Below are 12,118 nucleotides of genomic sequence, written 5' to 3'. Positions count from 1 at the left end.
GGCGTGGCCACCTACCCAATCCGCCAGTACGGCGACCCGGTGCTGCGCGAGCGAGCGGTGGAGGTCGCTGCGATCGACGGCTCGCTCGTGCGTCTCGTCGAGGACATGATCGAGACGATGCACGCGGCGCCGGGCGTGGGCCTCGCCGCGCCCCAGGTCGGCGTGCAGCGCCGCCTGTTCGTCTACGACGTGGGCAGCGGGCCCGCCGCGGTCATCAACCCCGAGATCGTCGAGGCCCGCGGCGAGTGGACCTACGAGGAGGGCTGCCTGTCGATCCCCGGCCTGTCCTGGCCGGTCGTGCGCCCGAAGGAGGTGCACCTGCGTGGCGTCGGCCTCGACGGCGAGCCACTCGACATCGAGGCCGACGAGCTGCTGGCCCGCTGCTTCCAGCACGAGGTGGACCACCTCGACGGGGTGCTCGTCGTCGAGCGGCTCGACCCGGACCAGCGCCGGCAGGCTCGGGCGATCCTGCGCCAGCGAGCCCTCGCCGCCAGCGGCGCGCTGGCCGCGAGCGCCGGGTCCTAGGAGCCACCTGGCTCGCCTCGCCTTCCTCGGCGCACCGCTCGCCGCCGCGACGGTGCTGCGGGCGCTCGCCGCGGCCGGCCACGACGTGGTCCTCGCCGTGACCGGGCCGGATCGGCGTCGCAGCCGCCGCGGCGCGCCGGCGCCGAGCCCGGTGAAGGCCGCCGCCCTCGAGCTCGGCATCCCGGTGAGCGAGGAGGTCGCCGACGTGGCCGGCGCCGGCGCCGAGCTCGGCGTCGTCGTCGCCTTCGGCCAGCTCATCCGCGCCGAGGTGCTCGAGGCGCTCCCGATGCTGAACGTCCACTTCTCCCTCCTGCCGCGCTGGCGGGGCGCGGCGCCCGTGGAGCGGGCGATCCTCGCCGGCGACGTGGAGACCGGCGTCTCGATCATGCGCGTCACGCCAGAGCTCGACGCTGGCCCCCTCTACGCCCAGCGCGCCGTCGCGATCGGCCCCGAGGAGACGGCCGAGGAGCTCACCGGCCGCCTCGCCGAGCTCGGCGCGTCCCTCCTCGTCGAGCTGCTCGCCCCGGGGATCGCGCGCCTCGGCACCCCGCACCCCCAGCAGGGCGAGCCGACCTACGCCCGCAAGCTGCGGCCCGAGGAGCTCGAGCTCGACTTCACGCGACCCGCGCTCGAGTGCGCCCGGCTCGTGCGCGTCGGGCGCGCCTGGACGACGCTCGACGGTCGGCGGCTCCTCGTCCGGCGGGCGCGTGCGCAGGCCGCGCCGTCGCCCGGGGGCGAGCCCGGGACCCTGCTCGGGAGCGCGGTCGTGACCGGCGAGGGGCTGCTCGAGCTCCTCGAGGTCCAGCTCGAGGGCCGGCGGCCGCAGCCGTTCGAGGACTTCGCGCGCGGCGCGCGCCTCGGCCCGAGGACACGCCTCGGTAGGGGAGGGGACGCTGCGGCGGCCGTCCCCGCTAGCGTGCGCGCCGTGCTCGAGTCCGGGGAGATCCGCGTCGCCCCGTCGTTGCTGTCTGCCGACTTCGGGCGGCTCGCCGAGGCGATGCGCGCCGTCGCGCCGGCGACGGACTGGCTCCACCTCGACGTGATGGACGGCCACTTCGTGCCGAATCTCACGATTGGCCCGCCCGTCGTGGCGTCGCTGCGCCGGCACAGCGGCGCCTTCTTCGACTGCCACCTCATGATGACGAACCCGGGCGAGTACCTCGAGGCGTTCCGCGACGCGGGCGCCGATCTCGTCACCGTGCACGTCGAGGTGGGCGACACGGCCGAGCTCGCGGCGAGCGCCCGCCGGCTCGGGCTTCGCGTCGGGCTGGCGTGCAATCCGGACACGCCCTTCGCCGCGGTCGAGCCGTACCTCGAGCGCATCGACCTGCTCCTCGTCATGACGGTCTTCCCCGGCTTCGGCGGCCAGCCCTTCATGGCCGAGGTGCTCGCCAAGGTGGCCGAGGCACGCGCCGCGATCGACCGGCGCGGCCTGCCCGTCGTCCTGGAGGTCGACGGCGGGATCGACGAGCGCACCGCCGCGCTCGCCGCGAGGGCCGGCGCCCGCGTCCTCGTCGCGGGGAGCGCCGTCTTCCGCGACGGACGGCCCGCCGAGGCGGTGGCGGCGATCGGCGCGGCGGCGGCGGGGGCGCTCGGGCCCGTCGCGGGCCGGCCGCCCGCCGCCCGCTAGCTGGCGGCGGGGGAGCAGTTCCGGGCACGCTAGAGCGGTGCTCCGCCTCGTCCTCCCCAAGGGCTCGCTCGAGCGGGCCACCCTCGACCTGTTCGCCGCGGCCGACCTCGCCGTCCAGCGAGGGTCGGAGGTCGACTACCGGGGCTCGATCGACGACCCGCGCGTCGAGGAGGTGCGCATCCTGCGGCCCCAGGAGATCCCGCTGTACGTGGCGGAGGGGCTCTTCGACCTCGGCATCACCGGGCGCGACTGGATCGAGGAGACCGGGGCAGAGGTCGTCTCGCTCGGCCGGCTGGCGTACTCGAAGAACACGAGCCGCCCGATCCGCGTCGTGCTCGCCGTCGGCGAGACGTCGCCGGTGCACGCCGTCGGCGACCTGCCCGAGGGGGCGCGGGTGGCCACCGAGTACCCTCGGCTCACCGCCCGCTACCTCGCCGAGCACGGGGTGAAGGCGGACATCGCCCTCTCCTACGGTGCCACGGAGGCCAAGGTCCCCGAGATCGCCGACGCCGTCGTCGAGATCACGGAGACGGGCCGGGCGCTGCGCGCCGCGGGGCTACGGGTGGTGGCGACCATCCTCGAGTCCTACACGGAGCTCATCGCCAACCCCGCGTCCGCCGCCGACCCGGCGAAGATGCACGCCATGGGCCAGCTGCACACCCTGCTCAGCGGGGCCCTCGAGGCGCGCGCGAAGGTGCTCGTCAAGCTGAACGTCGCCGCCGAGCAGCTCGAGTCGGTCATCGCCGTGCTCCCGGCGATGAAGGCTCCCACGGTCTCCGAGCTGTTCGGGTCGCGCGGCTACGCCCTCGAGGCCGTCGTCGCGAAGTCCTCCATCAACACCCTCATCCCGGCGCTCAAGGACCGCGGGGCGACCGACATCCTCGAGCTGCCGCTGCTCAAGATCGTCCATTGACGCTCCCCGCCGGACCGCCACCTGGCGCCCTCGGCCTCGGCCGCGTCGGCACCGTCGAGTGCTTCGACCCCGAGCGCGGGCTCGGCGTGGTGCGGGAGGAGGCCTCGGGCGCCTCCTTCCCCTTCCACTGCACGGAGATCGCCGACGGCTCTCGCCAGGTCGCGGCGAGGACGCGGGTCGTCTTCCAGCTCGGCGCGCGAGCGCGCGGGCGGATCGAGGCGCGCGCCCTCGTGCCGGTCGGGCCGCCCCCCGCCTCGGCAGGCCCGCTCCCGGCGGCCGAGTCCGGGGCGGGCGGTGTCCGCTAGCGTGAGGGCGTGGCGAGCGACACCCTCGAGGTCCTGGCCGCGCGCCTGCGCGACGCCCTCGTGTCCCACGACCTCGGGCGCTTCGGTGCGCTCCTCGCCGACGACGCGCGCTGGGGCGACGACGAGGCGGCGCATCCGTGCCGCAGCCGGGAGGAGGTCGTCGCCACGTTCCGGCGCGCGATCGACAGCGGTGCGTCGGGCGAGGTGGTCGGGGTTCGGACCGGGCCGGGCGGGATCCTCCTCGAGCTGCGCGTGCGCTGGCCGCCGGGGGCGGGCCGTCCGGACCGGGACGTCTTCCACCTCTGCCGGGTGCGCGAGGGGCGGATCAGCGAGATCGAGCCCTTCGCCGAGCGAGCGGCCGCGCAGGCGGCCCTCGCGGCCCGGTGACCGGCGAGGGCGAGGTGCTCGCTCGGCGCGAGCCGGTCGCCCCGCTGCGCCCGCGGGCGCCGTCGCCGGCGCAGAGCGCGACGCGCCAGCCCGAGGGGGCGGGGCACGAGGGTGGGCCGAAGGGAGGAGGAGCGAGGTGCGTGGCGTCGTGATGCATGCGCCGGGCGAGGTGGAGGTCGTCGAGCGGCCCGATCCGAGGATCCTCGAGCCGACCGACGCGATCATCAGCCTGCCGGCCACCTGCATCTGCGGCTCGGACCTGTGGCCGTGGCGGGGCGCCGACGAGGTGGTGGACCCGATGCCGATGGGGCACGAGTACGCCGGCGTCGTGGAGGAGGTGGGCCGGGACGTCGAGACCGTGCGTGTCGGCGACTTCGTCGTCGGGTCGTTCTTCGCCTCGGACAACACCTGCGAGATCTGCCGGGCCGGCTACCAGTCGCGCTGCCGGCGCTCCTACCTGATGGCGGCCGAGGGCACGCAGGCCACCCTGGCGCGGGTGCCGATGGCCGACGGGACGCTCGTGGCCACCCCGGGACCGCCCGACGCCGAGCTCGTCCCGTCGCTGCTCGCGGCCTCCGACGTGCTCGGCACGGCGTGGTTCGGCGCGCTGGCCGCCGAGGTCGCGCCGGGCAAGGTCGTCGCCGTCGTCGGGGACGGCGCCGTCGGGCTGCTCGCCGTCCTCGCCGCGCGCTGCCTGGGGGCGGAGCGGATCATCGCCATGAGCCGGCACGAGCGGCGCCAGCGACTCGCGCTCGAGTTCGGCGCGACCGACGTCGTCGAGGCGCGGGGCGACGAGGGTGTCGCCAGGGTGCGGGACCTCACCGGCGGCTACGGGGCCCACAGCGTCATCGAGGCCGTGGGCACCCAGGAGGCCATGCGCCAGGCGATCGGGGCGGTTCGCGCCGGCGGGCACGTCGGCTTCGTCGGCGTCCCGCACGGCGTCTCGCTGAGCGGGGCACAGCTGTTCTCCTCGGCCGTCCACCTCCACGGAGGCCCGGCGCCTGTCCGGCGCTTGCTGCCCGAGCTCATCCAGCGCATCTACGACCGCTCGCTCGAGCCCGGCAAGGTCTTCGACCTGGAGCTCCCGCTCGAGCGGGCGGCCGACGGCTACCGCGCGATGGACGAGCGGCGCGCGATCAAGGTGCTGCTCCGGCCCTGATCGCGCCGGCGCCGGACGCGTGGCGTGGAACCGAGCGCCGCCGCCGCGTCGCGGCGCGAGGGCCGGGGCGCGCACCGGCGCCTGCGCGGCCGACGGAGCCCGCGTCGGGCGGCGAGGACGGCCCGGCCGCCCGCGACCAGGCGGGCTGCGGCGGCCGCCTACTGCCCGCCGCCTTGCCCGCCGTCGGCGCGCTCGTGCGCGCGCGCCAGCTCGACGAAGGCGAGCTGGATCTGCGTGACGCTCTCGGCGAGCGTCGGGGCCGCGGCGCCGAGGCGCTCGCCGAGGCCGTTGACGAGGCAGCCGAGGGCGTCGATGGCGAGCCGGGCCGAGTCGAGGCGAGGCGGGCGCTGCGCGAGGTAGAGGGCGGCGAGCTGGAAGATCCCGTAGCAGTGGTTGGCGATGACGTCCTCGGGTGCGGCGGCGAGGAGCTGGCGCTCGAGCTCGGCGAGCTCGGCGCGCGCCTCGGCCCCGGGGACCTGCTCGCCGCGGTCGCCCGCCGGCGAGGAGGCGTGCTCGGGCGGGACGGCCTGCTGGGAGGGGATACGGTGCTCCCCACCGGGTGTCCACAGGCTGCTCATGCTGCTACCCTAGGCACAAAAGCGAGCGGGAAGCGGGGCCGCACACGTGTTGGCGACTCCCACCTGGCCACCGCGGCGGCGCGTGCTCCAGGTCCTCGGTGGTCGAGCCGGCGGGCAACGCCTCCCCCGCGGTGCCGGCGTCGCCGTCGCCGCGGTTCCCACCGAGAGGAGTGATGCCCGATCTCCACTGCCCCTGTCACCAACGAGCCGCGGATGAACGAACGCATCCGGGCCCGTGAGGTTCGCCTCGTCGACCCCGACGGCCAGCAGCTCGGGATCAAGCTGCTTCCTGAGGCGATCGCCATCGCCCGCCAGATGGACCTCGACCTCGTCGAGGTGGCGCCGATGGCGACCCCGCCGGTGTGCCGGATCATGGACTACGGCAAGTTCAAGTTCGACGAGGCGCAGCGTGCGAAGGAGTCCCGCCGCAAGGCGAGCAGCGTCGGCATCAAGGAGATGAAGTACCGGCCGAAGATCGGCCCGGGCGACTTCGAGACGAAGACACGCCAGGTGAGCCGCTTCCTCGCCGAGGGCCACAAGGTGAAGGTCACGATCATGTTCCGTGGGCGCGAGGTGTACCACCCCGAGCTCGGCAAGCGGATCCTCGACCGCATCGCCGAGTACGTCCAGGGGATCGGTCGCGTCGAGTCCGAGGCGCGCCTCGACGGCCGGAACATGGTGATGGTGCTCGCCCCGGACAAGCGGGCCCGCCAGTCCCAGGCGGCGCGCAGCGCCAACCAGGCGGACGGCGCGCGCCCGGCGGTCACGGCCGAGCCCGCCGGCGCCGCCGCGAGCACGCCGAGTCGATGACGAGGGGGCAGGGACGATGCCGAAGATGAAGACCGACCGGGGCGCTGCGGCCCGCTTCAAGGTGACCGGGAGCGGCAAGATCCTGCGACGCCAGGCGAACCGCAGCCACCTGATGGAGAAGAAGTCGTCCGTGCGTGCCCGCCGCCTCGGCCGCAGCGTCGAGCTCGCCGCGGCCGACCGCCGCCAGGTCCGCCGCCTGCTCGGCATCTGAGGACGGCGTGCCCGGCGCTGACGCGCCGGGCAGCGCAGAGAGGGATCTCACCGAAAGGAGCACGAGATGGCGAGAGTGAAGCGCGCCGTCCAGAGCAAGAAGCACCGCCGCGCCGTCCTCGAGCTGGCGCAGGGCTACTACGGGAACAAGTCGCGCTCGTACCGGGCGGCGCACGAGCAGGTCATGCACTCGCTCGCCTACGCGTACCGCGACCGCAGGGCGCGCAAGGGCGACTTCCGCCGGCTGTGGATCCAGCGGATCAACGCCGCGGCGCGCGCCGAGGGGATCAGCTACAGCCGCTTCATCGCCGGCCTGCACCGCGCCGAGGTGGACGTCGACCGCAAGGTGCTGGCCGACCTCGCCGTGCGCGACCGGGTCGCGTTCGCGCAGCTCGTCAAGGTGGCGGCTGGGGCGCTCGCCGGGGACGTCGAGGACGCGTCGGAGGCGGAGGGCGAGCTCGCCGAGGGAGCCGCGTCCTGACCGAGCAGCTGCTCGGTCCGCGCCACCAGCGCGTGCGACGCCTGCGGCGGCTGCTGCGCCAGCGCAGCTACCGGCGGGCCGAGCGTGCCTTCGTCGCCGAGGGCGCCAACCTCGTGGGTGCTGCGCTCGAGGCGGGCGCGCCGGTCGAGGCCGTCTACTACGCGCCCGAGGCCCTCGACCAGCCCTCGGCGGCGCGCCTGCTCGCCGAGGCGCGCCGCTCGGGCGTGCGCTGCTTCGGCCTGGCTCGCGGCGTCCTCGAGCGCGTCGCCGACGCGGTGACGCCCCAGCCGATCTGCGCGGTCGTCGCGGCGCTCGACGTGCCGCTCGAGCGCCTCGCGCCGGCCGACGTCCTCCTCGTGTGCGTCGGTGTGCGGGACCCGGGCAACCTCGGCGCCATCGTGCGCAGCGCCGACGCGGCCGGGTGCGGCGGCGTGGTCTGCTGCGGCGAGGGCGCCGACCCCTACAACCCGAAGGCGGTGCGCTCGTCGGCGGGGTCGATCTTCCACGTCCCCCTCGTCCTCGCCGGCGAGGCGCGCGCGGCCCTCGGCGAGCTCGCCGCGGCCGGCTTCTGCCGCGTCGCGACCCGGCCCTCGGGGGCACCGGACTACGCGACGGCGCCGCTCGCCGGGCGCGTCGCGCTCGTGCTCGGCAGCGAGGCGGCTGGCCTGCCCGACGAGCTCGGCGACTGCTTCGACGCGGCGGTGAGCATCCCGATGCGCGGGCGCGCCGAGTCCCTCAACGTCGCCATGGCGGCTACCGTGCTCTGCTTCGAGCTGGCACGGCGCGAGCGGCTGGCCGGTGCGGCAGGCCACCTACGATGAGCACCGTGACGCGACTCGAGGAGCCGGAGGCGCGCGGCCTGCCGAGCGAGGGCGAGCTCGCTGCGCACGTCGAGCGCGCTGCCGCCCGGCTGCGCGCGGCCGGCTCGCTCGCCGAGCTCGACGGGCTCGAGCCCGAGCTCGTCGGCAGGCGCTCGCCCTTCCTCGCCTGGCGGCACCTCCTCGGCTCCCTCCCGCCGGCGAAGCGGCCTGCCGCCGGGGACGCGCTGAACCGAGCGCGCGGCCTGCTCGTCGAGCTGGCGGCGACGCGCCGGCGCGAGCTCGAGGCCGCGGCGGCAGCCGAGCGCGAGCGCGCCGACCGGCTCGACCTGACCGAGGTCCTCCCCGCCCCCGGGCCCGGCCACCTCCACGTCGTCCACCAGGTGCGCGAGGAGCTCGAGGACATCTTCGTCGGCATGGGCTACGAGGTCGCCGAGGGCCCCGAGGTGGAGACCGACTGGTACAACTTCACGGCGCTCAACATGCCGCGCCACCACCCTGCCCGCTCGATCCAGGACAGCTTCTACCTCGCGGTCGGCGACGGCGAGACGTACCTCCTGCGCTCCCAGACCTCGCCGGTCCAGATCCGCCTGCTCGAGCGCGGCAGGCTGCCGATCTACGCGGTGGCACCCGGCCGCGTCTACCGGCGCGACACGGCGGACGCCCGCCACCTCTCGGTCTTCCACCAGATCGAGGGCCTCGTCGTCGACGCGGGGGTGAGCTTCGCCGACCTGGCCGGGACGATCGACACGTTCGTCAAGGCGATCTTCGGCACCGACGTGGCGGCGCGGCTGCGCCCGGCCTACTTCCCGTTCACGGAGCCCTCCGCCGAGTTCGAGGTGTCCTGCGCGATCTGTCGCGGCACGGGCTGTCGAACGTGCGGCCAGACCGGCTGGATCGAGCTCGGCGGCTGCGGCATGGTGCACCCGGCGGTCTTCGAGGCGACCGGCGTGGACCCCGAGGCGTGGTCCGGCTTCGCGTTCGGCTTCGGCATCGACCGGCTCGCCGCCATGCGCCACGAGATCGCCGACCTGCGCAGCCTGATCGAAAACGACGTGCGCTTCCTCGCTCAGTTCTAGGTCGGCGGCTCCGAGGACACACGTGCGCGTCCCGCTCTCCTGGCTCAAGGACTTCACGCCCCTCGCGACCGACCCGCGCCGGCCCGAGGAGGTCGCCGAGCTCGTGCGCGCGCTCGACTCGCTCGGCCTCGTGGTCGAGGAGGTCACCGAGGTGGGCGAAGGCCTCGAGCAGGTGGTCCTGGCTCGCGTGCTCGAGATCGCCCCGATCGCCGGCGCCGACCGGATCCGGCGCGTCCTCGTCGACGCCGGCAAGCCCGAGCCGCTCGAGATCGTCTGCGGCGCGTGGAACTTCTCGGTGGGCGACGTCGTCCCGCTCGCACCGGTCGGTACCGTGCTGCCGAACGGCCTCCGGATCGAGGAGCGGACCCTGCGGGGGGCGAAATCGCGGGGGATGCTCTGCTCGGCGCGCGAGCTCGGCCTCGGCGACGATGCGGCGGGGCTCTTCGTCGTGGCCTCGCCCGGCTCGGAGCGAGCACCGCTGCCGCCTGGGCTGCAGCCGGGAACGAGCCTCGCCGAGCACCTCGGTGTGGGGCGAGACGTGGTGCTCGACATCGCCGTCGAGCCGAACCGGCCCGACGCGCTGAGCATCGTCGGCGTCGCGCGCGACCTCGCTGCCCGCCTCGGCCTCCCCTTCGTCCTGCCCGAGCCCACGGTCGCCGCGAGCGGACCGCCGGTCGCCTCGCTGGCGACGGCGCGCGTCCTCGCCGGCGCCGGCTGCCGGCGCCTCGTCGTGCGCGTGCTCGAGGGGGTCGTCGCGCTCGCCTCGCCGCCCAAGGTGCAGCGGCGCCTGGCGCTCGCCGGGATGCGCCCGATCAACGCCGTCGTCGATGCCTCGAACTACGTCATGCTCGAGCTCGGCCAGCCGACGCACCCCTACGACCTCGACCGCCTCGAAGGCGCGGGGATCGAGGTTCGCTTCGCCCAACCCGGCGAGCGCCTCGTCACCCTCGACGGCGTCGAGCGCGCCCTCGTCGCCGGGGGGGACGACCCCGCCACGGCGGGCGACCTCGTGATCGCCGACGCCGAGGGCCACCCCGTCGGGCTCGCGGGGGTGCTCGGCGGGGCCTCGAGCGAGATCGGCGAGGGGACCCGGCGCGTCCTGCTCGAGGTGGCGGACTTCGACCCGATCGTCGTCGGCCGGTCGGCACAGCGCCACGGGCTGCGCAGCGAGGCGTCCGTCCGCTTCTGGCGGGGCATCGACCCCGAGGGGCTCGTGCGCGCCGCCGACCGGGTCTGCGAGCTCGTCGCCGAGGCGATGGCGGGCGCACCGGTGGCCGGCTTCGCCGTCGCGAGCGGCCGCCTCGACGTGCGCGTCGCGCCTCCTGCCGAGCCGCGGCGGGTGCTCCTTCGCGTCGGGCGGTGCAACAGTCTCCTCGGGACGTCCCTGCGGCGCGACGAGGTCGCCGCGCTGCTCGCCCCGATCGGCTTCTCGAGCGTCCCGGCCGGCGAGGACCTCCTCGTCGAGGTGCCCTCCTTCCGGCCGGACACGACACGCGAGGTCGACGTCGTCGAGGAGGTCGCCCGGCACCTCGGCTACGAGCGCATCGCGCCGCGCCAGCGGCGCTCGCCGTACGTCGGGCGCCTCACGGAGCACCAGCTTCGCCGGCGGGCGCTGCGGCGCCTGCTGGCGGGGACGGGCTGCCACGAGGCCTGGACGAGCTCGATCGTCGATCCGGCAGCGGCCGGCCGCCTCGGCGTGCCCGTGAGCGCCGTCGCGATCGCCAACCCCCTCGTGCGGGAGGAGTCGGCGCTGCGCACCCACCTGCTGCCCGGCCTCCTCGGCGCGCTGCGCCACAACGCCGCCTACGGCAACCCCGAGCTGCGCCTGTTCGAGCTCGGCCGCGTCTTTCGCCCCGGCGCCGATGCGTCGGGTCGGCCCGACGAGCGTGAGCACCTCGGCGTCCTGCTGGCGCGCCGCGGCGACGACGCCACCGGCGCGGTCAGCCTGTGGCGCTTCCTCGCGGAGGGGCTGGCGATCGATCCCGCCTCGGTCCGCCTCGCCCAGGGCGAGGACGTGGCGTCGCTCCCGCTCGCGCTCGGCTGCCACCTGCCGCGCACCGCGGCGCTGCGCGACGGCGCCGGGTCGGCGTTCGGTGTGGTGGGCGAGGTGCGCCCGGACGTCCTCGCGGCCTTCGACCTCGCCGGTCGCCGCGTCGGCTGGCTCGCGCTCGACGTGGACGCCCTCCTCGCCCTCGGGCGCCGGTCCCCGGTGGTCCGGCCGGTGAGCCGCTTCCCGGCGAGCGACGTCGACCTCGCCTTCACGCTCGACGACGCGGTGCCAGCGGCCGAGCTCGAGGCCGTGCTGGCGCAGGCGGCCGGCGCGTGGTGCGAGTCGCTCACCCTCCTCGACGTCTACCGCGGCCCTGGACTGCCGACCGGCGCGCGCAGCCTCGCCTTCCGCCTGCGGCTGCGCGCCCCGGACCGCACCCTCACGGACGCCGAGATCGCCGAGGTGCGCGAGCGGGCGGTCGGCGCGGCCGGGTCGGCGCTCGGCGCGCGGCTGCGAGCCTGACCCCGCGCCGCCTCGGGCGGTCTCCCGTCGCGCGCGGTCGCGGCGACGCCGGCGATGCTGTGCTCGCCGAGGCGCGCGAGCGGGCGGGGCGAGCGATCCGGTCCCGACGCCGGCGCGTCGCTGCGCCCGCTCCCGGCGTCGAGGCGCCCCCGAGCGTCGCGGAGGCGTCGCTCGGCGGACCGAGCGGGGGAGCGCGGTCCTCGGCTCACCACTCGCCGGCTTCGAGGGCCGCGAGGATGCGAGCGCTCGCCGGGCCGAGGTAGGCGTCGAGGCCCTCGATGACGTCTCCGTCGAGGGCGAGGAAGAAGCCGTAGCCGATGAGCTCCTCGGCCCCGACGTCCGGCGTCGTCGCGAGGGCCTCGAGCGCGGCGCAGACGGCCTCGAGCCGCTCCTCGTCACGAGCGTCGAGGAGGAGGCCGACGAGCTGCGCGAGCTCGGCGAGCACGCTCTCGGCGGTGAGGTCGTCGTCGAGCTCGGCGGCGAGGGAGCGGACGACGGGCCGCAGCTCGGGCAGGGCGTCGAGCAGGATCGCAACGGCTCGCAGGTCGTTCGGTGGGCGCACGGGCAGCTCCTCCCTCGATGGGCGCTCGAGGGAGGCGGCCGCTCGCCGCCTCCGATGCGCCCGGAGGCTAGCGCGCACCTGTCACGGTCCTCGGCGCACCGGGCGGCGCCGGGACGCGGTCGCGCGCCTCGGGCAGGTGGCCGGGGCGG

General features: G+C 75.8%; 14 protein-coding genes. 12 read left to right on the top strand and 2 right to left on the bottom strand.

What is annotated here, in order from left to right; all coding sequences use genetic code 11:
* The first annotated feature begins 3 nt into the window (after positions 1-3).
* The 6 genes from def to VKV23_08580 all read left to right on the top strand — a co-directional run bounded on the left by def (position 4) and on the right by VKV23_08580 (position 4,919).
* Positions 4-525 carry a peptide deformylase gene (gene def / locus VKV23_08605; GenBank protein ID HLI16093.1) on the top strand — a complete coding sequence of 174 codons (522 nt, stop codon included), beginning with the start codon at positions 4-6 and terminating at the stop codon, positions 523-525.
* 7 nt (positions 526-532) lie between these two features.
* Positions 533-2,155 carry a ribulose-phosphate 3-epimerase gene (gene rpe / locus VKV23_08600; GenBank protein HLI16092.1) on the top strand — a complete coding sequence of 541 codons (1,623 nt, stop codon included), beginning with the start codon at positions 533-535 and terminating at the stop codon, positions 2,153-2,155.
* Positions 2,156-2,192: 37 nt separating this feature from the next.
* Positions 2,193-3,068: an ATP phosphoribosyltransferase gene (hisG, locus tag VKV23_08595; GenBank protein HLI16091.1), complete on the top strand. Its 876-nt coding sequence runs from the start codon at positions 2,193-2,195 to the stop codon at positions 3,066-3,068.
* Complete coding sequence (locus VKV23_08590; GenBank protein ID HLI16090.1) at positions 3,065-3,373, top strand: hypothetical protein; 309 nt, start codon at positions 3,065-3,067, stop codon at positions 3,371-3,373. The genes hisG and VKV23_08590 overlap by 4 nt, the downstream gene beginning before the upstream one ends.
* Before the next feature lie 9 nt (positions 3,374-3,382).
* Positions 3,383-3,760 carry a nuclear transport factor 2 family protein gene (locus VKV23_08585; GenBank protein HLI16089.1) on the top strand — a complete coding sequence of 126 codons (378 nt, stop codon included), beginning with the start codon at positions 3,383-3,385 and terminating at the stop codon, positions 3,758-3,760.
* Positions 3,761-3,896: 136 nt separating this feature from the next.
* Entirely contained in the window at positions 3,897-4,919 is a 1,023-nt protein-coding gene (locus VKV23_08580; GenBank protein HLI16088.1) for a zinc-binding dehydrogenase, read from the top strand.
* A gap of 158 nt (positions 4,920-5,077) precedes the next feature.
* Here VKV23_08580 and VKV23_08575 read toward each other — a convergent pair whose 3' ends face one another.
* The gene (locus VKV23_08575; protein HLI16087.1) at positions 5,078-5,497 is read right to left on the bottom strand and encodes a hypothetical protein; all 420 of its coding nucleotides are present in this window, start codon (positions 5,495-5,497) and stop codon (positions 5,078-5,080) included.
* Positions 5,498-5,710: 213 nt separating this feature from the next.
* Here VKV23_08575 and infC point away from each other — a divergent pair, with 213 nt between their 5' ends.
* The 6 genes from infC (at position 5,711) to pheT (ending at position 11,407) form a co-directional block, all read left to right on the top strand.
* Positions 5,711-6,307 carry a translation initiation factor IF-3 gene (infC, locus tag VKV23_08570; protein ID HLI16086.1) on the top strand — a complete coding sequence of 199 codons (597 nt, stop codon included), beginning with the start codon at positions 5,711-5,713 and terminating at the stop codon, positions 6,305-6,307.
* Between the two features lie 16 nt (positions 6,308-6,323).
* Positions 6,324-6,518, top strand: a complete 195-nt coding sequence (gene rpmI, locus VKV23_08565; GenBank protein HLI16085.1) for a 50S ribosomal protein L35 — start codon at positions 6,324-6,326, stop codon at positions 6,516-6,518.
* 66 nt (positions 6,519-6,584) lie between these two features.
* The gene (gene rplT / locus VKV23_08560; GenBank protein ID HLI16084.1) at positions 6,585-6,998 is read left to right on the top strand and encodes a 50S ribosomal protein L20; all 414 of its coding nucleotides are present in this window, start codon (positions 6,585-6,587) and stop codon (positions 6,996-6,998) included.
* 32 nt (positions 6,999-7,030) lie between these two features.
* A complete protein-coding gene (locus VKV23_08555) occupies positions 7,031-7,819 on the top strand; it encodes an RNA methyltransferase (GenBank protein HLI16083.1) in 789 nt (262 codons plus the stop codon).
* 5 nt (positions 7,820-7,824) lie between these two features.
* Positions 7,825-8,895 (top strand): phenylalanine--tRNA ligase subunit alpha, encoded by a 1,071-nt coding sequence (gene pheS / locus VKV23_08550; protein HLI16082.1) that lies wholly within the window; start codon positions 7,825-7,827, stop codon positions 8,893-8,895.
* Positions 8,896-8,917: 22 nt separating this feature from the next.
* On the top strand, positions 8,918-11,407 hold the full coding sequence (gene pheT, locus VKV23_08545; GenBank protein ID HLI16081.1) for a phenylalanine--tRNA ligase subunit beta: 2,490 nt from the start codon (positions 8,918-8,920) through the stop codon (positions 11,405-11,407).
* A gap of 205 nt (positions 11,408-11,612) precedes the next feature.
* On the opposite strand, the gene VKV23_08540 is transcribed toward pheT, so the two are convergent.
* A complete protein-coding gene (locus tag VKV23_08540) occupies positions 11,613-11,969 on the bottom strand; it encodes a hypothetical protein (GenBank protein ID HLI16080.1) in 357 nt (118 codons plus the stop codon).
* Positions 11,970-12,118: the final 149 nt, after the last annotated feature.

The sequence above is a fragment of the Acidimicrobiales bacterium genome (assembly GCA_035294085.1).
Taxonomy (GTDB): Bacteria; Actinomycetota; Acidimicrobiia; order Acidimicrobiales; family Bog-793; genus DATGLP01.
This window is presented reverse-complemented; position numbering and strand designations above follow the sequence as displayed.

Bases quoted from the DNA above. Each gene is read 5' to 3' on its own strand.
- infC (HLI16086.1), top strand. From the start codon at position 5,711: ATGAACGAACGCATCCGGGCCCGTGAGGTTCGCCTCGTCGACCCCGAC.
- rplT (HLI16084.1), top strand. From the start codon at position 6,585: ATGGCGAGAGTGAAGCGCGCCGTCCAGAGCAAGAAGCACCGCCGCGCC.
- VKV23_08575 (HLI16087.1), bottom strand. From the start codon at position 5,497: ATGAGCAGCCTGTGGACACCCGGTGGGGAGCACCGTATCCCCTCCCAG.
- rpmI (HLI16085.1), top strand. From the start codon at position 6,324: ATGCCGAAGATGAAGACCGACCGGGGCGCTGCGGCCCGCTTCAAGGTG.